The 22,078-nt window shown below is 42.2% G+C and carries 24 protein-coding genes; 15 read left to right on the top strand and 9 right to left on the bottom strand.

Translation table 11 applies throughout. The features are described 5' to 3' along the window. The first annotated feature begins 42 nt into the window (after positions 1-42). Complete coding sequence (yfcC, locus tag L4D78_RS22295; protein ID WP_428456327.1) at positions 43-1,521, top strand: putative basic amino acid antiporter YfcC; 1,479 nt, start codon at positions 43-45, stop codon at positions 1,519-1,521. Between the two features lie 159 nt (positions 1,522-1,680). After that, positions 1,681-2,688, top strand: coding sequence for a succinylglutamate desuccinylase/aspartoacylase family protein (locus L4D78_RS22290; RefSeq protein ID WP_428468957.1), 1,008 nt, complete (start codon positions 1,681-1,683; stop codon positions 2,686-2,688). A 76-nt stretch (positions 2,689-2,764) separates the two neighbouring features. Here the strand turns inward: L4D78_RS22290 and L4D78_RS22285 are convergent, their stop codons facing one another. The 4 genes from L4D78_RS22285 to L4D78_RS22270 all read right to left on the bottom strand — a co-directional run bounded on the left by L4D78_RS22285 (position 2,765) and on the right by L4D78_RS22270 (position 5,378). After that, complete coding sequence (locus L4D78_RS22285; RefSeq protein ID WP_428468956.1) at positions 2,765-3,463, bottom strand: helix-turn-helix transcriptional regulator; 699 nt, start codon at positions 3,461-3,463, stop codon at positions 2,765-2,767. A gap of 138 nt (positions 3,464-3,601) precedes the next feature. Further along, positions 3,602-4,222 carry a thioredoxin domain-containing protein gene (locus L4D78_RS22280; RefSeq protein ID WP_428468955.1) on the bottom strand — a complete coding sequence of 207 codons (621 nt, stop codon included), beginning with the start codon at positions 4,220-4,222 and terminating at the stop codon, positions 3,602-3,604. 66 nt (positions 4,223-4,288) lie between these two features. Then, the gene (locus L4D78_RS22275) at positions 4,289-4,405 is read right to left on the bottom strand and encodes a prepilin-type N-terminal cleavage/methylation domain-containing protein (RefSeq protein WP_428468954.1); all 117 of its coding nucleotides are present in this window, start codon (positions 4,403-4,405) and stop codon (positions 4,289-4,291) included. Between the two features lie 109 nt (positions 4,406-4,514). After that, a complete protein-coding gene (locus tag L4D78_RS22270; RefSeq protein ID WP_428468953.1) occupies positions 4,515-5,378 on the bottom strand; it encodes a hypothetical protein in 864 nt (287 codons plus the stop codon). A gap of 824 nt (positions 5,379-6,202) precedes the next feature. Here L4D78_RS22270 and L4D78_RS22265 point away from each other — a divergent pair. Next, complete coding sequence (locus tag L4D78_RS22265) at positions 6,203-6,520, top strand: hypothetical protein (RefSeq protein ID WP_428468952.1); 318 nt, start codon at positions 6,203-6,205, stop codon at positions 6,518-6,520. A 422-nt stretch (positions 6,521-6,942) separates the two neighbouring features. Here the strand turns inward: L4D78_RS22265 and L4D78_RS22260 are convergent, their stop codons facing one another. Further along, positions 6,943-7,404 (bottom strand): MarR family winged helix-turn-helix transcriptional regulator, encoded by a 462-nt coding sequence (locus L4D78_RS22260; protein ID WP_428459819.1) that lies wholly within the window; start codon positions 7,402-7,404, stop codon positions 6,943-6,945. Positions 7,405-7,531: 127 nt separating this feature from the next. Beyond that, complete coding sequence (locus L4D78_RS22255) at positions 7,532-8,317, bottom strand: MurR/RpiR family transcriptional regulator (RefSeq protein ID WP_428468951.1); 786 nt, start codon at positions 8,315-8,317, stop codon at positions 7,532-7,534. 344 nt (positions 8,318-8,661) lie between these two features. Between L4D78_RS22255 and L4D78_RS22250 the strand changes: the two genes are divergently transcribed. From L4D78_RS22250 to L4D78_RS22230, 5 genes are all read left to right on the top strand, one after another. Further along, on the top strand, positions 8,662-8,967 hold the full coding sequence (locus tag L4D78_RS22250) for a PTS sugar transporter subunit IIB (protein WP_428459821.1): 306 nt from the start codon (positions 8,662-8,664) through the stop codon (positions 8,965-8,967). An 11-nt stretch (positions 8,968-8,978) separates the two neighbouring features. Further along, a complete protein-coding gene (locus L4D78_RS22245) occupies positions 8,979-10,259 on the top strand; it encodes a PTS sugar transporter subunit IIC (protein ID WP_428468950.1) in 1,281 nt (426 codons plus the stop codon). A 12-nt stretch (positions 10,260-10,271) separates the two neighbouring features. Continuing rightward, entirely contained in the window at positions 10,272-11,369 is a 1,098-nt protein-coding gene (locus L4D78_RS22240; RefSeq protein ID WP_428468949.1) for a DUF871 domain-containing protein, read from the top strand. An 8-nt stretch (positions 11,370-11,377) separates the two neighbouring features. Then, positions 11,378-11,692 (top strand): PTS lactose/cellobiose transporter subunit IIA, encoded by a 315-nt coding sequence (locus L4D78_RS22235; protein ID WP_428459824.1) that lies wholly within the window; start codon positions 11,378-11,380, stop codon positions 11,690-11,692. A 107-nt stretch (positions 11,693-11,799) separates the two neighbouring features. Next, positions 11,800-12,192, top strand: a complete 393-nt coding sequence (locus tag L4D78_RS22230) for a RidA family protein (protein ID WP_428468948.1) — start codon at positions 11,800-11,802, stop codon at positions 12,190-12,192. A 101-nt stretch (positions 12,193-12,293) separates the two neighbouring features. Here the strand turns inward: L4D78_RS22230 and L4D78_RS22225 are convergent, their stop codons facing one another. Beyond that, positions 12,294-12,920, bottom strand: a complete 627-nt coding sequence (locus L4D78_RS22225; RefSeq protein ID WP_428468947.1) for a D-Ala-D-Ala carboxypeptidase family metallohydrolase — start codon at positions 12,918-12,920, stop codon at positions 12,294-12,296. A gap of 262 nt (positions 12,921-13,182) precedes the next feature. Between L4D78_RS22225 and L4D78_RS22220 the strand changes: the two genes are divergently transcribed. Further along, entirely contained in the window at positions 13,183-13,830 is a 648-nt protein-coding gene (locus tag L4D78_RS22220) for a murein L,D-transpeptidase catalytic domain family protein (RefSeq protein ID WP_428468946.1), read from the top strand. 27 nt (positions 13,831-13,857) lie between these two features. Here the strand turns inward: L4D78_RS22220 and L4D78_RS22215 are convergent, their stop codons facing one another. Next, complete coding sequence (locus L4D78_RS22215; protein WP_428468945.1) at positions 13,858-14,901, bottom strand: LacI family DNA-binding transcriptional regulator; 1,044 nt, start codon at positions 14,899-14,901, stop codon at positions 13,858-13,860. Positions 14,902-15,213: 312 nt separating this feature from the next. On the opposite strand from L4D78_RS22215, the gene L4D78_RS22210 reads away from it, so the two are divergent. From L4D78_RS22210 to ulaA, 3 genes are all read left to right on the top strand, one after another. Beyond that, positions 15,214-15,657 carry a PTS sugar transporter subunit IIA gene (locus L4D78_RS22210; protein WP_428468944.1) on the top strand — a complete coding sequence of 148 codons (444 nt, stop codon included), beginning with the start codon at positions 15,214-15,216 and terminating at the stop codon, positions 15,655-15,657. A gap of 108 nt (positions 15,658-15,765) precedes the next feature. After that, positions 15,766-16,053 (top strand): PTS sugar transporter subunit IIB, encoded by a 288-nt coding sequence (locus L4D78_RS22205; RefSeq protein WP_428459830.1) that lies wholly within the window; start codon positions 15,766-15,768, stop codon positions 16,051-16,053. Positions 16,054-16,062: 9 nt separating this feature from the next. Beyond that, positions 16,063-17,319 (top strand): PTS ascorbate transporter subunit IIC, encoded by a 1,257-nt coding sequence (gene ulaA, locus L4D78_RS22200; protein ID WP_428468943.1) that lies wholly within the window; start codon positions 16,063-16,065, stop codon positions 17,317-17,319. Between the two features lie 75 nt (positions 17,320-17,394). Here the strand turns inward: ulaA and L4D78_RS22195 are convergent, their stop codons facing one another. Then, a complete protein-coding gene (locus tag L4D78_RS22195; protein ID WP_428468942.1) occupies positions 17,395-18,546 on the bottom strand; it encodes an iron-containing alcohol dehydrogenase in 1,152 nt (383 codons plus the stop codon). A gap of 379 nt (positions 18,547-18,925) precedes the next feature. On the opposite strand from L4D78_RS22195, the gene L4D78_RS22190 reads away from it, so the two are divergent. The 3 genes from L4D78_RS22190 to L4D78_RS22180 all read left to right on the top strand — a co-directional run bounded on the left by L4D78_RS22190 (position 18,926) and on the right by L4D78_RS22180 (position 22,072). Then, a complete protein-coding gene (locus L4D78_RS22190) occupies positions 18,926-20,248 on the top strand; it encodes a PTS sugar transporter subunit IIC (protein ID WP_428468941.1) in 1,323 nt (440 codons plus the stop codon). Between the two features lie 30 nt (positions 20,249-20,278). Continuing rightward, entirely contained in the window at positions 20,279-20,584 is a 306-nt protein-coding gene (locus L4D78_RS22185) for a PTS sugar transporter subunit IIB (RefSeq protein WP_428468940.1), read from the top strand. Positions 20,585-20,656: 72 nt separating this feature from the next. After that, on the top strand, positions 20,657-22,072 hold the full coding sequence (locus L4D78_RS22180) for a glycoside hydrolase family 1 protein (protein WP_428468939.1): 1,416 nt from the start codon (positions 20,657-20,659) through the stop codon (positions 22,070-22,072). Positions 22,073-22,078 lie beyond the last annotated feature (6 nt).

Raw genomic sequence — 22,078 nt, 5'->3', positions numbered from 1 at the left:
AGCGCTACAACATCGGACGTTGTCCAAAATAAAACCTGGAAAATGCCAGACACACTGGTATTAATTTTCTTTATTGCCTTACTGGCAACCGCGATGACTTACGTTATCCCGGCTGGCATGTTTGAAACCCAAGATATTACTTATGTGGCCGACGGGGCTGAAAAGACCCGCACCGTACTCGATCCTGCGTCATTTACTCACGCGACAGACGAACAGGGGAACCTTGTTTATAACACTGTTGGTTTATTTGCCAGCGGTGGTGGCATTGGCTTAATGAACTTTGTGTTTGAGGGCCTTGTTTCTGGCTCGAAGTGGGGCTCTGCGGTCGGGGTTATCATGTTCATGCTGGTGATTGGTGGTGCATTTGGCATTGTCATGCGAACCGGTACGATTGATAACGGTATCCTGCGTCTGATAGACCGTACCAAAGGCAGTGAGTCTTTGTTTATTCCGGTACTTTTCTCGCTCTTCTCGCTGGGCGGGGCGGTATTTGGAATGGGAGAAGAAGCAGTAGCCTTTGCCATTATTATTGCGCCATTGATGGTGCGGATTGGTTATGACGGTATCACGACTGTTATGGTTACCTATGTAGCCACCCAAATTGGCTTTGCGTCATCTTGGATGAACCCATTCTCGGTTGCTGTTGCTCAAGGAATCGCCGGTGTACCAGTACTTTCGGGTGCATCTGTACGTATCGCGCTATGGATTTTCTTCACTATACTCGGCATTGCATTCACGATGTGGTATGCCAATACCGTAAAAAAAGACCCTTCTAAATCTTATAGCCAAAAGGGTGATGCGCATTTCAAAGGGCAAACAGATAATCTAACAGACTCACGTTGGATCTTGGGCGATACCTTAGTGTTACTGACTGTTGTCGCTTCGATGGTTTGGGTGATTTGGGGCGTTGTTGTTCATGCATGGTATATTCCTGAAATTGCTTCTCAGTTTTTCACCATGGGCTTTGTTGCTGGTTTGATTGGTGTCATTTTCCGTTTGAATGGTATGACGGTTAACGACATGGCGAACTCTTTTAAAGAGGGCGCAAGTATTATGCTGGCTCCCGCTTTGCTGGTGGGTAGTGCAAAAGGTATTTTGTTGATCCTCGGCGGCGGTGGTGACGCAACAGAAGCCAGTGTACTGAACTCAATTTTAAGCAGTGCGGGGGATGTTATTGGATCATTGCCAGAAGCGATTGCTGCATGGTTAATGTTTACCTTCCAAGCTATCTTTAATTTCTTTGTGACGTCTGGTTCGGGTCAGGCAGCACTAACCATGCCGTTGATGGCACCATTAGCAGATTTAGCGGGTGTAACACGCCAAGTTGCTGTTCTTGCCTTCCAGCTTGGTGATGGCTTTACCAACATTATTGTTCCAACCTCGGCGTCGTTAATGGCAACCCTTGGTGTATGTCGTATCGACTGGGGTGATTGGGCGAGGTTCTGTTGGCGCTTTATTGTGGTGTTATTCGTATTGTCGAGCGTGGTTGTCGTTGCAGCGCACTTGATGGGCTTTGCATAAACAGACTAAGCCAGTTGATAAGTTAATTTGTATAAATGGGCAGTTCTGACTGCCCTTTTTTTATTGATATTTGAGTTAACATGGTGGTTGAATAAGCAATCCGCCAATTAAATATGCTAGCAGTGATGCTTTAGTACAACAGTATCAAGGGAGGTTAATGTGAAAACGACAGTCTATACCGATGATATCTTGCAGGGACACCAAGTTATTTCTCAACTAAATGTGGATGAATTGCCGACAGGCTGCCACCGCTTTTGGTTCCGCCCACAGGCGAATGGCATTGGTCAAAGTTGGCATCTGCCGGTGGTGGTTTACCGGGGCGAGCAAGGGGATGGTTCGCGTAAAGTTATGATCACGGCTGGCGTGCATGGTGATGAATTGAACGGCGTGATCACGGCTCAAAAAATAATTCAAGTTCTCGCTGAGAAGACTGTTCATGGAACCGTCGTGATTGTACCTACCGTCAATGTTTCTGGTATGTTGATGCACACACGTGATTTTATCCTTTCTGATCCCGACGCCTCCCCCACGAACCTTAATCGTATCTTTCCGGGTAAGCCTGACGGTGATGCAGCCCAACGTTATATTGCAGCGATTTGGCATGATCTGTTAGGCCATAATGCCGATCTTGCTATTGATCTTCATACCCAAACGCGTGGTGCGGAATATCCCTTGTACGTATTTGCTGATTATCGTATTCCTCAAGCGGTGAAAATGGCGCGTTTAATGAATCCTGACTGTATTTTTGATGATCCAGGTGATGACGGGGTACTTGAAACCGTTTGGAACCGCAGTGGTGTGCCTTCAATTACAGTGGAAGTTGGCGCGGGTAAGGTACTTCAGCCTGACATGATTGAACGCTCTTTAAATGGTGTGATGAACATTTTAAGTGCTGAAGGCTTGGTTGATGCCGATATTCAATTACCAGAGTTTGAATGCTTTGAAGGTAAGGAAGTCTTTACTATTCGTGCAACACTTGGGGGATTTGCGTTACCACAGGTGTCGATTGGAAAGGTTGTTGAAATTGGCCAGCTGGTTGCTATTCAATATGATAGTTTTGGTGATGAAATTCAGCGCTATCATGCGCCCACGAGTGGCTATGTATTGAGTGTGAACCAAGACCCAATGCGTGAGCCGGGTACCTTGTTAGTGCGGTTGCTTAAATAAAGTAGGTCCCGCTGTAACACTGTCGTTGTCTAAACACAAAAGGCTCTGCTAAGTAGAGCCTTTTGGTCCGAATTCGCTAGTTGATAATGACAGAGGTTGGTTGTTTGAGCAGCTGATCGGGAATGATAGATAGCCAACCGCTACAACGAGCATAATCAATTAATGAAGCTCTATTCACCACGCCATACGGACTGAAACGGATTATAAGATTAGCAATTTGCTTATCCACTGCTTTTGGGGTGCGATGAATAAGTTGTGCTATCTGTTTAGTCTGTCGTCCCCTTAATAACCAAAATAGCACTATTTCTTGCGAGGGAGTGAGCTGTATCCCGCCTTGCTTAATGGTTGAGAACGATTGGGCATCTTTGGTTAATGTCATTACCTCGGTGAAAGAAGCAAGACTAACCAGTTCTTTTAAATTGGCGGCATTAAACATGATTCCCCAAGGGCTGCCATTGATTACAACAGGACGTTTTTGAAAGGTGAATGCGTCATGTCCATGTGAGTACTGGTGAATATCAATGGTCGTAATTGTCTTGTTAGCCTGTATTGCATGCCTGTCTTGTTGGGCAAAGATGGGTGCAAATTGGGCGGTGTCACATGGTAGATCACAATCATATAGCCCCTCGATATCCTGTGGTGCATTCACCAATTGTCTGTAAGCCTTGTTGGCAAAAAGGAATTGTCCATTTTTAGCCTTTAGCCCAGCAGGATTCGGGTTAGTGTCTAGCATGTGAATAAGCACGGATAAGTATGTAGATTCGTCTAAATTCACCGCGCTATTCTATCAAGAAGTCAGTAAAAAGAAGTAGTAGATTTCCCCACTTTTTTTGTCTGCAGTAACTTTGGCACACCAGCTATGAGCATGAATTCATAAAGGTTGCTATCAAGTCCTCTGGACGATAGGTTCCCATCAAATCATCTCGTTTAGGTACTTTATCGTGATGGCCAAATCTTCAACGCTCGTGTGTGCTTTAAGATTTATCAAGTACTTCCCTTTGACAATAAATGAGGGAATAGAGTAGACATTTGCCTCTTGTGTAAACCTTTCTGCTTGGAGTAGCTGGATATTTACATCTGTTTTTTGTGCTGCTGTTAGGTCTTTATAGTTATTTAACTTGGCGTTTTTTAAAATGGTGTATTTGCTCTCGATATCGACCTGAGAAGCCTCGCTGAGTATTTCTGAATGGTAGAGAGCGAATGCGGCTTCCATGAACTTTTCAGACGGTTGGTTACCCGTCTGAGTGACTGCCGTGTAGTAGAATTTTGCATCATTTTTCGTGCTTTCATTAAATACAGCATGGATCTTATATATTTTGATTCCTGCTAACGTTTCTATATCACCTGTCAGCCTATTTATCTTCGCGCAGGCTGGGCAGGAAAGCGCAAAAACTTTCGCGATATTGGGAGCGTTTGGCACTTCACGTTTCAGGTTGAAGTACTTAACACCTTCTTCAGGTGTAGGGCGTCCAGCCTGACTTAGGTTGGGTAAGAAAATAGCGATAGTGAGTAAAGCGGTTAATATGGTGATCATTTTTTTAATTTAACTTCCGAAATGCTTTGGCCATGGTTAAGTCAGGACAAGGTAGCAAGAGTAGGGTTAACATCCGTTAAAAGAGATACCAATGAATAGGGAAGTTGTTAGAGCAGATAACACGCCGAGTAGAACGATGACAATGACGACTTCGATAAGAGTGAATCCGTTTAAGTTTTTCACGTCCCGTACCTATAAATATTCAGGTTGTTAACGGAGTTAGGCGCCAATATGTCTAATTCGCCTTTAGTAAAAAGCCCAACCATAGGCTGGGCTTTGACAGAATTGGTGCTTAGAAAGCGTATGCAACGCCTAGCTTGAACACGTTATCTTGAGCCACTTTAACATTATCAATTTTAGCGTCAGGCTTAATGGTGTATTGAACATATGGCTTCAGAGCACTTGCCGTTAGAAGAGTCGCTTTGAGCTCATACTCGTCTTGAGAGCCTTTTACTTTTCCAAGCTTAGCATTGTCTTTTTGGGTATATTTGCCATCTTTGGCAACACTAGATATTTTGAACTCATCTTCAGCTTCTTTATGAATCCAGTTTGCAGATAGGTCAACAACTTCCATTTTGTAGCCGAAAGTAAGATCGGTGCGGTGAACGTTAGCCGAGCCATCAAGGTCGATTTTAGCGTTACGGCTCTTACCGGACGTAGCTGTTAGTTTTAGGTTGTCGTCGCGCATATCGTAGCGGTAACGACCCGCAACATACATGCCATTGTCGAAATCGTAGCCTGCCTTGATACCTATCTTTAGTGTGTTGCCTTTATCTCCAGTTAGTTTGTAGCTATCAACCTCGTCTGTATAGGGAGAAGCTTTCCAATCTTCGCTTTCACTATACGAGTGGTGGCTACTTGGAATGGTATAAGCGATTTGTGGCTGTACCCATGCACTATCAGTGATATCAACTTTCCATGCAGCCCCAAGGGTTGTTTCTTTGTAGCCTGCCCCTTTCTTGTTACCAAGAATGTCAGTAACGCCATTGTTGCTGTATACGCCCTCGATACCGAAAGAAATACCATTATCTAGCGCGTGACCAAGCTTTAGTGACGTTTCGTTGTCAGATGCTTGAGAGATTTCCGCAATAGTTCCCGCGAAAGTTGCTGATGAGAAAACGGTTGCAGTGAAAGCAAAAAGTAGTGTCTTTTTCATTGTTAGTACGACCTAATAAAAACAAAATGGTTTGATTTCGAACCTTTGGTTCGGTGTCGAACTATAGTGATTTGATTACAGGGTTTCAATAACTTTTTTTACAGGTGAGACTTAATGTTTAACGTTGGTAAAGTTAATTTAATCTTAATGTAACCTGTCATTTTTATAAAACACTAGGCCAAMCAGTCATTTATAAAACATTGTATTTTTTGTTGTGATGAAATTTGATTTGGACAGGCGAATCAAATATTTTTTATTTTACAGATGGTGAATATATCGCAGCAGTAAGCAATACATAGAGGGTTATGGTGATTGGGTTAATATTTGTAATTAACATTTATCAGCAATGTGGTTAATTAATTGGTATGTGTTCATCTTGCTTGTGATTTGATGTAACTATTTGTTTTATTGGGGTAATGTTGGTTTGTTACGAGTGGTGACTGCTGTGTATTGTGATTTTTGCACTTCGAATACTTAAGTTGGCACCTATCAGTAACAGATGAATATTAGGTAAGGTTTGATATCGAGCTAAAGCAAAGTAGAGAGAGTAATTTGTTCTCATACTAATCAGATAAGGCTTTATCTGAAGTACTTACGAGTGATCTTGTATTCAATTCGTCAGTTATAAACTGATCGGATCTGAAACTAAAGGTCTATTTTAAAAAAGGTTATTGTTATATTTATTGGTCACTCTCTTTGTAGAGTTAATCGATGTAATAAAACGTTTGACTTCGTACCTTTTAAGTCTGTATATTTCGTCCTTGTCGGGTTTATGGTTCGGCATCAAACCATTTTTGATTGGCGGGATATAGGTTGTAAGAGATATGTTGATGAAAAAAGCGCCTATAGCGGTACCTCTAATTGCAGTGTTTGGTGAAGCCGCTGAGGTGATGGTGACAAAGTCTGAAAATGTTTATAGCCAGATGCGTCAGGCTATCGTTGAAGGTTTGATAATCTCGTTTCACGGTGTGGAGTTCGAGTCACCAGAAGAGCTTGATCAATATATAAGCAGCATAGCTGAGACTAATGACCGTAATAGTCGGAAGGGTGAAGCATTGATTCAGGGCATTGAAGGCAGCTATAAGAATGGTGATATCAAAGTGAGCGCGAGCCGATGCGTACGGAGTAGATATACTACCTAGCAGCCTCTCAATATAAAGATACGGTGTCTTCTTTTCTCATCGATCTTCACAGAACGTCAGTGAGTTAAGGAGACTGTATAACCGTTTCATTGCCAACGGTATAAAAAAGGCATACGCACCTAACTTCGTGACAGGGTTAGATTAGCACCCGTTTTACTAGCTACGGGTTAAAGAGGCTAGCTCACTGACTCCTATAGGTGAGGCTTTGACTTTTGTCACTCGATATTCTGGCTACGAGTAAAAAAGCCAGCTCAGCTAATTGTTCGCTAGTAATTGGCTGATGATTGTTTGTTTGATTTTATCAGAGTTATTTCTTTGTTTTATACCGCCTTAATCGGCGGTATTTTTTTGCGCTACATTCGGTGACTTCAGATACGCAATGGGGGAGCGTGGCCAATATCGCTTTTGCTATCAGGGAGCAATTACCAAGAGTCGTGTAGCCAGTCAGGGTTTAATTCTTCAAGCATACTATCCATGGCCTGTTTAACGACTTTCTGGTCTTTTTCAGAAATATTACGTGTTACTGATATCAGTAGAGCATCAACAACTGGCGAAATATCATCTAATATCGTTTTACCTTTCAAAGTGAGGTGTACTTTTTTGGCATTTTTGTTCTTTGGATCAGACGCCAACGCAATCAGTTCGTTTTTTTCTGCGTGCTTAAGCAGGCTTGATATCGTACTTTTTGTACGCTGCATTCGGTAAGCGAGAACGGAAGGCCGCACACCATCATCGTAGTTAAGTTCAATCATGAGCTGAAGCTGTTCAGTATTCAGGAAAGGATAGTGAGCCTGAAGTTCGTTCTGAAGGTTGTTTTGCAGAAGCTTCATGGCCATCCAGCATTTCCCTGTCAGTGAATCAAACAGCTTTGGATCTTCAGTCATTATTTATTCTCGTGAGTGCCTACAGGTTTGACAATATTGTATGCTCTGCATGTTCGATATCAAACCTTTTTATAACGTTCTGTTTATACAGGTTTATTTGTTGGTTATGGATAGCATGTAAATGAGACTATTTCTTCTTACGCATAACCATTTCTAATTCAACGGCATCAAAATAAGCCATGAGTAAGTGGCGGCAAGCGCTAAGCCTAAAGTCACTGGCTATCTCGTGGGTGTTGATAGGTAACACGAGATCTGCCGTATGCGATAATTGAGAAAGCTGTGAGGTGATCGCGATGACCCTGCAGCCTTGCTCTTTCGCTTTCGCTGCTGACTGGCTTAGTAATTCATGGTGTTGGTTGATACTAAGGCATAGCACGACATCGTTAGCGCGAAAATTGCGACTATACGCATCTATTAATGAAGGATCATGACTGGTTAGCGCGATTTTTCCCTGTGTAGTGAAACGATATTGGGCATCTTCTGCGGCGCTATAGGTGATGCTGTCTGAGCCCAAGATATAAATAGTGCCAGCTTCTTCAATAAAGTCAGTGAGTAAAGTGATATGGCTACCCGATAGGGTAGTGACATTATTGAGTAAAACGGTACTGATTGACTCATAAATTAAATTATAGCCACTGGTCGCAAGTCGATTATCGATATCAGGGGTCTCACCTAAGCCTAATGATTGCGCGAGATGAAACTTCAGTTCTCGAATATTCTCAAACCCAAGCGCACGGGCAAATCGGCTGATCGATGCAGCACTCACTCCAATCATAGTCGACAGTTTGCTAATGCTTGATACCGCAACTAAGCGGGAGTCATCAGTTATAAACTGGGCTATTTTCTTCTCTGTTTCACTGAAAGCATCATGCTTTTCGAAGATCAGTGATATGACATCAATTTTATTTTCCATGTGAATATTAGTTCGTCCTACAGCAAATATTTGTATATTTCATTTTTTCAATTCTATGAAAATTATTTTCATGGCGCAATTTATTTTTAGCCGTGAAATAAAATAACGTACTGTTTTTAAGTGATAAAGTTTATGGGTAGTTATGCGTAATTCTTGTAAGTCATTGGTTTTAGTGGTTTGTTTCAAAATATTTCCATGTGATCATTGTTCGCTTTATTCATAAAATTTCTTGAAAAAAGTTTCATGAAACATATTATCTCTCCGGCAAGTATAAGAATATTCCTAAAGCAAATAAAAGCAAAGTTTCACTATTAATAAAAATTAGCAAAATCATGGAGCATAAAATGAAAAAAATTCTATTGATGTGTACTGCGGGTATGTCGACCAGCATGATGGTTCAAAAAATGCAGGAAAGTGCAGCAGAGCAGAAGATTGAGGCGACTATAGAGGCCTTTGGCTCTGAGCGATTCAATGACTTAGTGACTGAGTATGATGTGGTGCTGTTAGGCCCTCAGCTTAAGTACATGCACAATGAATTTAAAAAGCGTGCAGAGCCCTACGGTAAAACTGTTGAAGTGATCAATCCAATGGACTATGCAGTGATGAATGGCCAAAAAGTGCTAGCTCACGCACTTGAACTAATTGGTTAAGGGGCTCGACAATGGAAAAAATGATGCATTGGATCGAGCAGTATGCAATGCCTGTCGCCGCTAAAGTTAGCCAATCTCGCTACTTGAATGCGCTAAAAGATGGTTTTGCTTACGCAATCCCATTTTTGCTGACGGGTTCATTTGTTTTGCTGTTGCTCAATCTGCCGTTGACTGATCCGAGTAACTTTTTATACATGGAATGGTATACCGATTGGGTAGTTGATGCTCGAGCAAAGTATATGCAGCCATTTTATGTGAGTATGGGGATCATGACGCTGTTTATTTCCTTTGGAATAGGTAGCAGCCTGTCGGCCAGTTATGGGCTTCATAATATCACCGGTGGCTTTTTGGCCATGTTCTCATTCCTGTTAGTCGCTGCACCTGTTTCTGAAGGTGCAATGTCTATCAGCTATCTGGATGCGAAAGGCATTTTCACCGCGATCTTGACCGCCATTATTTCAGTGCATGTGCTGAGGTTGTGTGTTGAAAAGGGTATTACAATTAAGCTGCCGAGCTCGGTGCCGCCAGCGATTGCTAAATCTTTCGAACTGATTGTACCTGTTGTGTTTATTATGGTGCTATTGCACCCTATTAACCTAACTATCGATTATGTGACTGATGGGGCCGTAACACTATTACCTGAGCTAATCATCACAGTATTACAACCGTTAGTTGTGGTGTCAGATTCATTGCCAGCACTGCTGTTGGCGGTCTTCTTCGTTCAACTATTATGGGTTGCTGGTATTAACGGCGGTTCCATTGTCTTGAGTGTATTAACACCTTTCCTATTTGCAAACCTACAAGTTAATCAAGATGCCTTACAGGCTGGTGAAGAAGCATCACGTATCTTTGTTGCTGGCTTCTGGGATTACTTCATCTTTATTGGCGGAGCAGGTTGTACTTTCTCACTCGCATGCGTGATGGCATTTTGGTCAAAAGATGCGCATTTACGCACCATTGGCCGCCTGAGTATCGTGCCGGGAATGTTCAACATTAATGAGCCGCTTATTTTTGGGACGCCAATGGTGATGAATCCAATTTTGTTCATACCATTTATTTTCATTCCGATGATCAATGCGACGATTGCATGGTTTGCAACAACGAGTGGTTTTGTCGGCAATGTGGTGACGTTACTACCATGGACGACGCCAGCACCTTTGGGAGCATTCTTGGCGACAAACCTTGGTACAACCGCATTACTGTTAAGTATTACGCTAATTATTACCTCTGTTCTGATGTACTTGCCATTTGTACGCATGTACGAAAAAACATTAGAAGCACAAGCAGCTTAATTAGGAAGCATTATGAAAACAAAACGAATTGGAATTTCTGTTTATCCTGAGCATAGCGACTTGGAGCAAATCAACGCATATATTGAGTTGGCGGCGAGTTATGGCTATAGCCGATTGTTTACCTGCTTATTGTGTGCCGATGGTGACAAAGAGGCAGTGTTTGCCAAATTCAAAGCAGTTGTACAGCATGCTGTTAAATACGACATGATTGTGGTTGCTGATGTTGACCCTCGTGTATTCCGAGAGTTGAACCTTACCCATGACGATTTATCTTTCTTCAAAGATCTAGGGCTAACTGGGATCCGTTTGGATGAAGGTTTTACTGGCTTTGAAGAAGCAATGATGACGTTCAATCAACAAGATTTGTTGATTGAAATAAATATCAGCCCAGAGCAGCGTTACCTTGAAAACATCCTGACGTATCAACCAAATCGCGACAAGTTGATTGGGTGCCACAATTTTTATCCGAAGAAATATTCGGGACTTGGCTGGGATTACTTCATGGAGCGCTCAACCAGTTTCCAAAAGGAAGGGATTCGGGTTGCTGCATTTGTGAATGCACCTAGTGCGGAAATTGGCCCTTGGCCAGTATCGGAAGGCTTGTGCACCATTGAAGCACACCGTGATTTAACCATTTCAACGCAAGCGAAAGAGTTGTTTAACTCTGGTGTGGTTGATGATGTGTTAATTGCTAACGCGTTTGCTTCAGAGCAAGAGTTGGCTGAACTCGCTGCGATTAACCGCTCAACGGTTGAACTGGATGTGATGACAATTGACGGCATTACTGATGTCGAGCGGGCTATCTTATTTGATCAAATTCATTGGGTGCGTGGTGACATTAATGAAGCGACGATTCGTTCTAGCCACACTCGCAATCTGTACAAAGGTCAGAGCATTAAACCAAAGAACACCTGCGAGAAAGTAAAACGTGGCGATGTCATTGTAGAAAATGATGCATACAACAAATACACCGGTGAAATGCATGTTGCGCTGAAGGATTTTGTAAACACTGGTTGTTCGAATGTGGTTGGTCGTATAAGTGATGAAAATATCCGTCTGCTCGACCAGCTAAAACCATGGCAAAAATTTCATTTAAAATCAGCTGATTGAGGCTTACTGTGAATAAAGAAGATTACGAATTAACGGTAATGGATTTAATTACCAATGCAGGACAAGCCAAAAGTGAGTCAATGTCGGCAATCCACTACGCCAAAAATAATGACTTCGCAGCAGCTGATGTTGCGATGGAAGAATGCGGCAAGTTTTTGCGCTTGGCACACGGCGTACAAACTCGACTGATTGGCTTAGATGAAGGTGAAGGAAAGGTGCCTGTCACGTTAGTGATGGTTCACGCTCAGGATCACCTCATGAATGCTGTGTTGATGAAAGATCTAGCGCAAGAATTTATCGATTTATATAAGAGGCAAGCATAGTCTTAGCCGTTGGCTAGGCTATTTGCGCTGGGTCGTCATGGCCTGATGACTCAGCGCTCCCTCAACGTTTTGTAGGGTACCTACAAGGATAATTAAAGGAAAAAGCAATGGCGATTATTCGTTACGGTGTTGAAGGTGGTACAGGTACGGGTGGTCAACACCTACCGTTTGCGCGTGCGACACAGGCTGGTGGTTTTTTATATGTCTCGGGACAAACACCAATGCTCGACGGTGAAGTCGTAGAAGGGGGGATTGTGGATCAGTCCCGTCTTGCGATTCAAAACTGTGTCGATATCATGGAAGAAGCTGGTTATGGTTTAGAAGATGTTGTACATGTTAAGGTTGTTCTGACTGATTCTCGGTATTTCCAGTCGTTTAATAAGGTGTTTAAAGAGTTCTTCGGTGCAAATCCGCCCGCTCGTATTTGCATGGTGTGTGATTTAGTGGTTGATGTAAAAGTGGAAGTCGATGTGACTTGCTTCCGCCAAGATCGCGTCTAATTATATACAGATATATACTTTCATTGATTGAGAGTGTATCGAAAAAATTCCCCCTCTATAGCAGCAGCCTTGTGGCTGCTGCTATTTCAGTATTGTATTTCCTACCACTGGCGGTGACCACAGGTATCAATGTGAAAGCGCACTCCGCTATAAAGTCCTAGCCCCATTTTATTTTTCTTACCGACAGTACGATAGATTTCTTGGAGGATCTTATGTAATTCTGGTCTTGATATATTGTCGATTGGAACCAAATCAAGTGCACAGAAGTCAAGGTGAGAGCTCCTAGGTGCCCCGCCGGCATGTATGTTGTATTCTTTGCTGCGGTCACCAGAAACGGGGATTAGTAAGCCAGTTTTAGGAGAAACATGTTTTTGGATGAACAGCAAAGTACGTATCATATTGTCCCAGTTTGTCCTTTTGGGCAGGTTGAATATCGTCGTATTGCTAACGCGCCAATCTGTACCTTGAAGAAGCACTAAGTGTAAGGGCATTGTTTCTTTCACACCTTGCTCAATAAAGTAGTTATAAGCCTCTGCAATAATGTCCTCGTTATGATTCATTAACACCCAGCCCCTGAAAGCAGCACGGGTAGGGACTTTGTAACCTTGAACTTCAATAACCAAGTCATCATAGTTGAACTCTCTATGGCTTTTATAGAGGCTAGAGTAGGGCACAGCATTCGCTGTGGTTGTCGCGATAAGGCAAAGAATGGCAAGGAAGTACTTCATTTTCTCCCCTTTTCACCAGTATGTGTGAGTGGGTGTTTGGTTTAATTCTAGAAGAGCATATAGATTAAGCGCCTTAATAAAGTATAGGGAGTGAGTCCAGACCAGTAACTCAACGCGGTGGAAAGCAAAATTATTTAACGGGTTAGGATAAATTTACGCTGACTGCTACTAATGAACTCAAATAAAAAGCCATTACGTCAATATCTGTTATTATTAATAAGGTTATCAGAAGATAAAAAAATCACATTGACGTAAAGAAAGTATGATCAGAACAATCCTATTTTTATTGTTGTTTTCAACCAATACCATCGCAAGCGAGAAATATATCGATCGACTTGCGACGGATGTATACCAAGCAGCAAAACTGCGGGGTGTCCTTGATTATGAGCTGTTTCGTGAAGGAGTAGAAGCCTACATGGAGCAAGCGATTGGTGCGAATCCCAATCTGGTCATCATCGATTTTAGTCGTCCTTCCAACGAGCGCCGATTCTATGTCATCAACCTATTAGACAAAGAGTTGATGTACCATACTTATACAACCCATGGGATTGCTAGCGGTAAGGGGGCGGTTGCTGAACGTTTCTCTAATACGGTTAATTCGAAGCAAACCTCGCTGGGAATCTACAAAACAGCTGAAACCTATTACGGTAAATATGGCTATTCTTTGCGTCTAGATGGCTTATCGAAAGGGCTGAATGACAATGCTCGCAAGCGATATATCGTGATCCACGGTGCTAATTATGCCTCGCCCTCATTTTTAGAGCAGAATAACTTTATTGGTTGGAGCTGGGGCTGTCCTGCATTACCACCTGAAAAAAATCGAGAAATTATCGATTTGATTAAAGGTGGAAGTATTATTGTGGCTTCCACCAATTCAGTTCAAGGGGAGTTACTCGCAAAAGCTAAATAAACGATGCCTAATGCGATAAAGGTTCGTTTAAGGTGTTGTTTTGTGGCTGCTTGCACGGTGGATTAGCTTGAAGCCAATATCAACAGCAGTCAACTGTGATTCCGCGCCATTACCATTAAGCTTATCGAGAAGTAATTGTGCAGCTTGACTGCCCATCGCTTCGTAATCAATCTGAATCGCGGTAATATTAGGGTGGCTTTGGGCACAAATTACCGAGCCATCAAGGCAGGTTAATGCAATTGATTCTGGAATTTTTACTAGGCGTCGCTGGCACTCAAAAAGGGCACCAAGCGCAATCTCCTCATGGTTACAAATCAATGCATCGAGTTCTCGCTGGCGAAGCAGTAGTTTTGCGACGCCTTCACAACCAAGTGCTAAATTCGCCCCTTCATGGGTCGTTAAAAAGTGATCTGGGGTGAGATACCCTTCAATCATCCCCGCTTGCCAGCCACGTAGCTGCTTGTTCAGGATAGCTTGATCGCCATGTGCGCCGATAAAACCAATATTTTTATAGCCTTGTTCTATGAGATGGCGAGTCATGGCTTTTGCCGCTTGATAATGATCAATACCAATATTGAGATCAACGGCAAGCGGGGTGATCTCGTTTACCTCTAAAACTGGACACTCGCCACTTTCTAGTAACTTTCGCGATTTTGCCGAATGCTCACTGCCAAATAGGACAACTGCCGCAGGGTTATTGGCGAGCATGCTGGTGAGCAGGTTTTCTTCTTGTTCCATTGAGTCATGGCTATAGCCGATGAGTACTTGGTAACCACTTCGCACGATGGCTTGTTGGAACATCGCGATAAAGTTAGCACACACTTTCTCTGTGAATGATGGGAGGATAATCGCGATAGTATCACTTTGCCCTGATGCAAGTGCACCTGCCGCTTTGTTGGGGATATAGCCCAACTCATCGACGGCTTGTTGAATTTTTTCACGTAGTTTATCAGACACTTGATCGGGGGTACGTAGTGCCCGAGATACCGTCATCGACCCTACACCCGCAAGTTTAGCGACATCGGCAAGGGTTACTTTTCCTGTACTACGACGTTTTCGAGGCTCAGCCATCGAATCTCCTGAAGCTTTTAAAATAACATTGCGAATGATTTTTCATTGGCAATGGTATTTTGTAATTAAAACAATTAATTATCATTTTGTAACGTGGATTATCAACGAACCCACTATTCTAACCTTGTTCATTCTGTTGTTCCAATCAGTTCTCGCCAAGTGTGATATTCAAAAATGATAGCGCTATCACAAATTTTGGTAGCGCTATCAGATAGCGCTACCAAATGTGACTTTGATCGCTTTATTGTCTTGGCGTGACGGTTAAAGTGACGCCATTCCGACAGGTTATTGATGCAATGAAAGAGTAGAAACATGCTTAAAGAACTTCTTACCCACGATGTGATCAGTATTCATGACACTGCTGAAAATTGGCAGCAAGCGATTGAGTTGGCCTGCCAGCCTTTAATCGATAAAGGCAATATTGAACCAAGCTATGTAGAGGCTATCTTCCGTTCACATGAAGAAATGGGGCCTTACTACGTAATAGGCCCTGGTATGGCAATGCCACATGCTCGTCCTGAAGATGGCGTGAATAAGCTATCTCTGGGTCTCACTGTGATCCGTAGCGGCGTGCATTTTGATGCTGATGAAAATGATCCAGTAAAACTATTGGTGACTTTAGCGGCAACCGATAGTAACAGCCATGTAGATGCTATTGCTCAGCTGGCAGAGTTATTCATGAATGAAGAGCATATTGCTGCCATTTGTGAAGCGAAAGATGTAGACACGATTCGTCAGATCATCGAAACCTATTAATTACTCATTTAGCTGAGCGTTAGGCTTAGCTGATAACGAACAATCCAATATAAGCACGGCTATACCAGTAGCGATAAGCCCGTGCAAAACGTAGAAAGGTAGAACATTATGAAAATTATGGTTGTATGTGGTCACGGTCTTGGTACTAGTCTTATGATGGAAATGAGCATTAAAAGCATCATTAAAGATTTGAATGTTGATGCGAATGTCGACCACATTGATTTAGGGTCTGCAAAAGGTACTGATTGCGATATTTTTATCGGCACAAATGATATTACTGAGCAGCTAATTGCACAGGGTGTTGAGGGTAAAATTGTATCGTTAGCCAACATGGTTGATAAAAATGCGATGAAAGAGCGTTTGTCTGTTGCATTGCAAGAGCTAGGTGCTCTTTAAGAGGTCGCTATGGAATTCTTTAGCTTTTTAATGAATGACGTGCTGGCTGAGCCAGCCGTCCTTGTCGGCCTGATCGCATTGATCGGTTTGATTGCACAGAAGAAACCCGTTACAGAATGTATTAAGGGCACAGTGAAGACCATTATGGGCTTTGTGATCCTTGGTGCAGGTGCTGGTTTGGTTGTCACGTCGTTAGGTGATTTTGCCACGATATTCCAAGAAGCATTCGGTATTACAGGCGTCGTACCAAACAACGAAGCGATTGTGTCGATTGCACAAGAAGCCTTCGGTAAAGAAATGGCAATGATCATGTTCTTTGCAATGTTGGTTAATATTCTGATTGCCCGTTTAACCCCCTGGAAATTCATCTTCCTGACAGGCCACCATACCTTGTTTATGTCGATGATGGTTGCAGCGATTCTGTCTTCTAGCGGTATGTCTGGCGTCCCTTTGATTGCGTTAGGCTCGTTAGTTGTTGGCTCTGTAATGGTATTCTTCCCTGCAATTGCGCATAAGTACATGAAGCAGGTAACAGGTTCTGATGATGTGGCAATTGGCCACTTCTCTACCTTGTCTTATGTTCTTGCGGGCTTTATTGGTAGTAAGTTCGGTAACAAAGAGCATTCAACGGAAGATATGGATGTACCTAAGAGTCTACTGTTCTTGCGTGATACACCGGTCGCGATCTCATTTACTATGGGTATTATCTTCATTATTACYTGTCTGTTTGCCGGTGGTGATTTTGTTCGCGAAGTTAGCGGTGGTAAGCACTGGTTTATGTTTGCATTAATGCAATCAATTGCTTTTGCTGCTGGCGTATACGTTATCTTGCAAGGTGTACGTATGGTTATCGCAGAAATCGTACCGGCCTTTAAAGGTATTTCGGACAAGCTGGTACCAAATGCAAAACCAGCGCTTGATTGCCCGGTAGTGTTCCCTTATGCGCCAAATGCGGTTTTGGTTGGCTTCTTATCAAGCTTTACTGCAGGCCTGTTCGGTATGTTCTTGCTTTACATCATGGGTTTAACGGTGATTATTCCTGGTGTTGTACCACACTTCTTCGTAGGTGCTGCAGCAGGTGTATTCGGTAATGCAACGGGTGGTCGTCGTGGTGCAATGCTTGGTGCATTTGCTCAAGGCTTACTCATTACCTTCCTTCCGGTATTCCTGCTACCTGTACTGGGTGACCTAGGTTTTGCCAATACTACATTCAGTGATGCTGACTTCGGTGTTGTTGGTATTTTACTTGGCTTGATTGTTCGTTAATCTTTGCTAAAGCTGATGAATAAAAAGCCCGACTACCTTCCGGTAGTCGGGCTTTTTGATCCTAGAGGAGAGAAATTATAACGCGGCTTCTAAAATCGCACGGCTATCTTTGATAGTGATATTGCCATGTTCGCCGAGAACCATCATGCCGTGTTTTTCAAGGCTAGCGACAAGCGTGTCAATGTCATCATTACCTAGTTCAACATCAGTTAAGCTGGTTGGTACTTCCATTTGCTGGAAGAAGCTGATGGTTTGGGCAATCGCCGCATCAATACGCTCATCGGTAGTACCTTCAGTGATACCGAAAATGCGCTCTGCATATTGAAGAAGCTTACCTTCTTTATCTTCACGACGTTCAGACATGACTGCTGGCAGTACAATGCTTAGAGTACGGGCATGGTCGATACCGTAATTACCCGTTAGTTCGTGACCAATCATGTGGGTTGTCCAGTCTTGAGGAACACCGACACCGATCAGGCCGTTCAGGGCTTGAGTTGCTGTCCACATAATATTGGCACGTACATCAATATCATCAGGTGTTGCCAGTGCTTTCGGGCCTTCTTCAATCAGGTTTAATAGCAGGCCTTCTGCGAAGCGATCTTGCACTTTGGCGTTCGCTGGGAAAGTTAGGTACTGCTCCATGACGTGCACATAAGCATCAACGACGCCATTTGCAACTTGGCGTGGTGATAGGCTAAGCGTCGTTGTTGGATCAAGCACAGCAAATTGCGGTTGTACTTTCGGTGTCATGAATGCCAGTTTGTCTTTACCGCGGGATACAACCGCACCTGAATTACTTTCAGAGCCTGTCGCTGGCAGTGTTAGAATACATGCCAGTGGAATCGCCGCTTCAACAGGGTGCTGCTGGGCTAAAATATTCCAAGGGTCTTCACCTTGATAAGCTGCCGCCGCTGCGATGAATTTGGTGCCATCAACCACAGAGCCGCCACCCACAGCGAGCAGGTAATCAAAACCTTCTGTTTTGATTTTTTCTACGGCTTGTACCAGAGTGTCGTACTGTGGGTTTGGCTCTATACCAGCAAACTCCCCCCAGTTATGACCTTCTAGGGCTTTAACTACTTGTTCATAAACACCATTTGACTTAATTGAACCACCGCCGTAGGTCACCAAGATTTTTTTGTCTTTCGGGATGTCGTTAGTGATAGCTGCGATTTGACCTTCACCAAAATGAATACGGGTAGGATTCTGGTAGGTAAATTTATTCATGAACAACTCCAGTGTTTTATGTATCGATAAATGTAATGCGAGTGATACTTTGTGTTGATGGCTCTAGTTTATGCCAGTCATTTAGAATATGTAATGCACAATTCTGTTTAATACTTGCCTATTTCTACTAAGAAAAACAACACATAGCCGCAATAACCACTGCTTTATAAATTTGGTCATTATCACCAAATCAAATGTGTGAGGTATATCACCATGCTCATAGGGTATGCGTGTGCCACAAAGGCAATAATTCACTTTAATTAAATTTCTTTGTGAAACTGATCAAATACTCAATATCTAACTCTGTAACCGGTTACTGTAACCGGTTACTCTTTTGTCATCAGGTTAGAACTTATAATTTAAAACGGAGAACGGAGCAATGAGTACCCAAGCTGCAAATTTGCAAACGACGCTTATGGATAGAGTAAATCGATTCCTGCCCACAATATTAAAATTTGTTAATTCCAAACCAATTACTGCAATTAAAGAAGGCTTCATGTTAACGATGCCTTTAACAATTATTGGTTCAGTGTTTTTGCTTATTGCATTTGTTCCGATTGATGGTTATAACGAATTTATGGCTGGGATTTTTGGTGAAAGTTGGGCTACACCATTATTTCAAGTTGTTGGTTCAACCTTTGATATATTAGCTTTGATAGGCGCCTTTGGTATTGCCTTCACCTATGTTAAATATGAAGGGCATAATGGTATAAATGCTGGCGTTTTGGCGATAGTGTCGATGCTAATAGTACTTAATGCCTTTGTTATTGCACCTGATGGTACTCAAGTTGGGGGCGTTATACCAAAAGCCTTTTTAGGTGGTAAGGGTATGATTGCAGCAATTATAATAGGCTTATCTGTTGGCTGGATATATGCACAAGTACTTCATCGTAACTGGGTAATAAAATTGCCAGACAGTGTGCCAGAAGGTGTATCTAATGCATTTAAGTCATTAATTCCTGGTTTTATTATTATCTTGTTAGCATTTTCTACTTATATTTTCTTTGATGTTGTATTTGATAAAACCTTTATTGAAGCTATTTACATTATTGTTCAAACACCACTTCAAAGCATGTCAGATTCATTCTTTGGTGCTGTCGGTATCGCATTGCTTATATCACTCCTATGGTGGTGTGGTGTTCATGGTCCAGTTATCGTTATGGGAATCATGGGGCCAATTGTTACGGCTAATGCACTACATAACCAAACTCTGGTTACAGCAGGTGAAGCGCTAATTGCTGGTGATAATGCAAAAATTGTAACTAACCAATTTGTAGACCAATTTATTACGGTGGGTGGCTCTGGCCTTACCTTCGGGCTTGTGTGTTGTATGGTCATGTTTGCCCGTTCGGCACAATATAAACAACTTGGTCGTTTGTCCTTTATTCCTGGTGTGTTCAATATCAATGAACCGATTATTTTTGCAACGCCGATTATTTTTAACCCAATTATGTTCATTCCATTTGTTCTTGCGCCAGTGACATCTGCCGTCATGGTTTATAGTGCAATCAACTTTGGTTTTGTTGGCCCGTTTACTGCGGTACAAGTTCCTTGGACTACGCCAATGATATTAAGTGGTTTTATAATTGGTGGTTGGAGTGCTGCTTTACTTCAAGTTTGTATCTTCGTGATGACCGTATGTGTTTATCTACCATTCTTTAAATATCAAGATAAATTAGCACTTCAATCTGAAACTAAATAAATATATAAACGAATTATTAAGGTGATTAAAATGAAAAAAATTCTACTTCTATGTGCAGCTGGTATGTCAACGTCAATGGTTGTTAAAAAAATGAAAGAGTCAGCAGCAACAAAAGGACTTGATGTCCATATTGAAGCGCATGGTGTTGAAACTATTTCTGATTATTTAACGGAATACGATATTTTCTTATTGGGCCCTCAAATTCGATTTAAGCAAGATGAGTTACAGAAACTAGCTGACCCAATTGGTAAGAAAGTAGAAGTCATCGATATGCTTGATTACGGTATGTTGAAAGGTGAAAAAATTCTTGATGATGCTTTAGCGCTATTAAATTAATTAATATTATTGATGTGCGCACTTAATAATATTCAGGTGTGTGTATTAATCTAAAATGATAAAGAGGTTAAAATGAAGTTTTCAAATGAATTCTTATTTGGTGCAGCAACAGCAGCTTATCAGGTTGAAGGCGCATGGGACCAAGATGGAAAAGGTCTAACAAACTGGGATGAATTTACTAAGATCCCGGGTAAAACCTTTGAAGGTACAAATGGTGATGTCGCGGTTGATCATTACAATCGCTATAAAGAAGACATTGCGCTAATGGCTGAGATGGGGCTAGAGTCATATCGCTTCTCAATTTCATGGGCACGCATCTTGCCTAATGGTACTGGAGAAATAAATCAAAAGGGTATTGAGTTTTATAATAACCTGATTGATGAGTGCCTAAAACATGGCATCGTTCCTTTTGTTACCTTGTATCACTGGGATCTACCGTTACCGCTAGAAAAAGATGGCAGTTGGTTAAATAAGAAAACAGTCGATGCTTACGTAGAGTATGCCAAGGTGTGTTTTGAAGCCTTTGGCGACCGTGTAAAGCACTTCATTACCTTTAATGAAACCGTGGTGTTTACCGCGTTAGGCTACCTTGCTGGTGCACACCCTCCGGGTATCACCAATGATCCCAAGAAATATTTCCAAGCCACACACAATGTATTTTATGCACATGCTCTGGCATTGATTGAGTATAAGAAACTGAATCAATTTGGTGAAATTGGCTTGAGCCATGTCTTTAGTCCAGCTTTTGGCGTTGATGACTCAGAAGAAAATCAGTTCGCACAAATGCATGCAAATCAATTTAGTACTAACTGGTTCTATGATCCTATCTTGCTTGGTAAATATCCTGAATACGTGGTTCACGAACTTGAAAAACTCGGCTATGTGCCTGACTGGACACAAGAAGAGCTAGATACAATTGCTCAAGCAGCACCGCTAAATGATTTCATGGGGCTAAATTATTATCAGCCACAGCGCGTTGAAAAAATTGATGCTTCTTTTGAAGGTGAAGAAATAACCCGTGAAAATTCAACAGGCTCGCCAGGTAACCCAAGTTTTGATGGCGTTTACCGAACAGTAAAAATGGATAATAAGCGCTATACCAAATGGGATTGGGAAATCTCACCAGAAGGCTTTGTATCTGGCCTAGAAATGCTCAAAGAGCAATATGGTCAGATTAAGCTCTATATCACTGAAAATGGTTTAGGTGATGAAGACCCTATCATTGAAGGTGAGGTCTGCGATATTCCACGCATTAACTTTATCAATGACCACTTGGTCGCGGTAAAAGCTGCCATCGATAGTGGCGTGAATATCAAAGGTTATTACGCATGGTCAGCGATTGATCTGTTGAGTTGGTTAAACGGTTATAAAAAGCAGTACGGCTTTATTTATGTTGACCATCAAAACGGCTTAGCGCGTAAGAAAAAAGCGTCATTCCATTGGTTTAAAGACGTCATCGCAACACGTGGTGAGAACTTAAAGCGATAGGTAGTA

Origin of the sequence: Photobacterium minamisatsumaniensis, from assembly GCF_050336695.1 — a bacterium.
Classification (GTDB): Bacteria; Pseudomonadota; Gammaproteobacteria; order Enterobacterales; family Vibrionaceae; genus Photobacterium; species Photobacterium minamisatsumaniensis.
This window is presented reverse-complemented; position numbering and strand designations above follow the sequence as displayed.

Bases quoted from the DNA above. Each gene is read 5' to 3' on its own strand.
- L4D78_RS22215 (WP_428468945.1), bottom strand. From the start codon at position 14,901: ATGGCTGAGCCTCGAAAACGTCGTAGTACAGGAAAAGTAACCCTTGCC.
- L4D78_RS22245 (WP_428468950.1), top strand. From the start codon at position 8,979: ATGGAAAAAATGATGCATTGGATCGAGCAGTATGCAATGCCTGTCGCC.
- L4D78_RS22270 (WP_428468953.1), bottom strand. From the start codon at position 5,378: ATGAAAAAGACACTACTTTTTGCTTTCACTGCAACCGTTTTCTCATCA.
- L4D78_RS22260 (WP_428459819.1), bottom strand. From the start codon at position 7,404: ATGACTGAAGATCCAAAGCTGTTTGATTCACTGACAGGGAAATGCTGG.
- L4D78_RS22265 (WP_428468952.1), top strand. From the start codon at position 6,203: ATGTTGATGAAAAAAGCGCCTATAGCGGTACCTCTAATTGCAGTGTTT.
- L4D78_RS22210 (WP_428468944.1), top strand. From the start codon at position 15,214: ATGCTTAAAGAACTTCTTACCCACGATGTGATCAGTATTCATGACACT.
- L4D78_RS22280 (WP_428468955.1), bottom strand. From the start codon at position 4,222: ATGATCACCATATTAACCGCTTTACTCACTATCGCTATTTTCTTACCC.
- L4D78_RS22180 (WP_428468939.1), top strand. From the start codon at position 20,657: ATGAAGTTTTCAAATGAATTCTTATTTGGTGCAGCAACAGCAGCTTAT.
- L4D78_RS22225 (WP_428468947.1), bottom strand. From the start codon at position 12,920: ATGAAGTACTTCCTTGCCATTCTTTGCCTTATCGCGACAACCACAGCG.
- L4D78_RS22205 (WP_428459830.1), top strand. From the start codon at position 15,766: ATGAAAATTATGGTTGTATGTGGTCACGGTCTTGGTACTAGTCTTATG.
- L4D78_RS22190 (WP_428468941.1), top strand. From the start codon at position 18,926: ATGAGTACCCAAGCTGCAAATTTGCAAACGACGCTTATGGATAGAGTA.
- L4D78_RS22220 (WP_428468946.1), top strand. From the start codon at position 13,183: ATGATCAGAACAATCCTATTTTTATTGTTGTTTTCAACCAATACCATC.
- L4D78_RS22240 (WP_428468949.1), top strand. From the start codon at position 10,272: ATGAAAACAAAACGAATTGGAATTTCTGTTTATCCTGAGCATAGCGAC.
- yfcC (WP_428456327.1), top strand. From the start codon at position 43: ATGCCAGACACACTGGTATTAATTTTCTTTATTGCCTTACTGGCAACC.
- L4D78_RS22230 (WP_428468948.1), top strand. From the start codon at position 11,800: ATGGCGATTATTCGTTACGGTGTTGAAGGTGGTACAGGTACGGGTGGT.
- L4D78_RS22250 (WP_428459821.1), top strand. From the start codon at position 8,662: ATGAAAAAAATTCTATTGATGTGTACTGCGGGTATGTCGACCAGCATG.
- L4D78_RS22185 (WP_428468940.1), top strand. From the start codon at position 20,279: ATGAAAAAAATTCTACTTCTATGTGCAGCTGGTATGTCAACGTCAATG.
- L4D78_RS22195 (WP_428468942.1), bottom strand. From the start codon at position 18,546: ATGAATAAATTTACCTACCAGAATCCTACCCGTATTCATTTTGGTGAA.
- L4D78_RS22255 (WP_428468951.1), bottom strand. From the start codon at position 8,317: ATGGAAAATAAAATTGATGTCATATCACTGATCTTCGAAAAGCATGAT.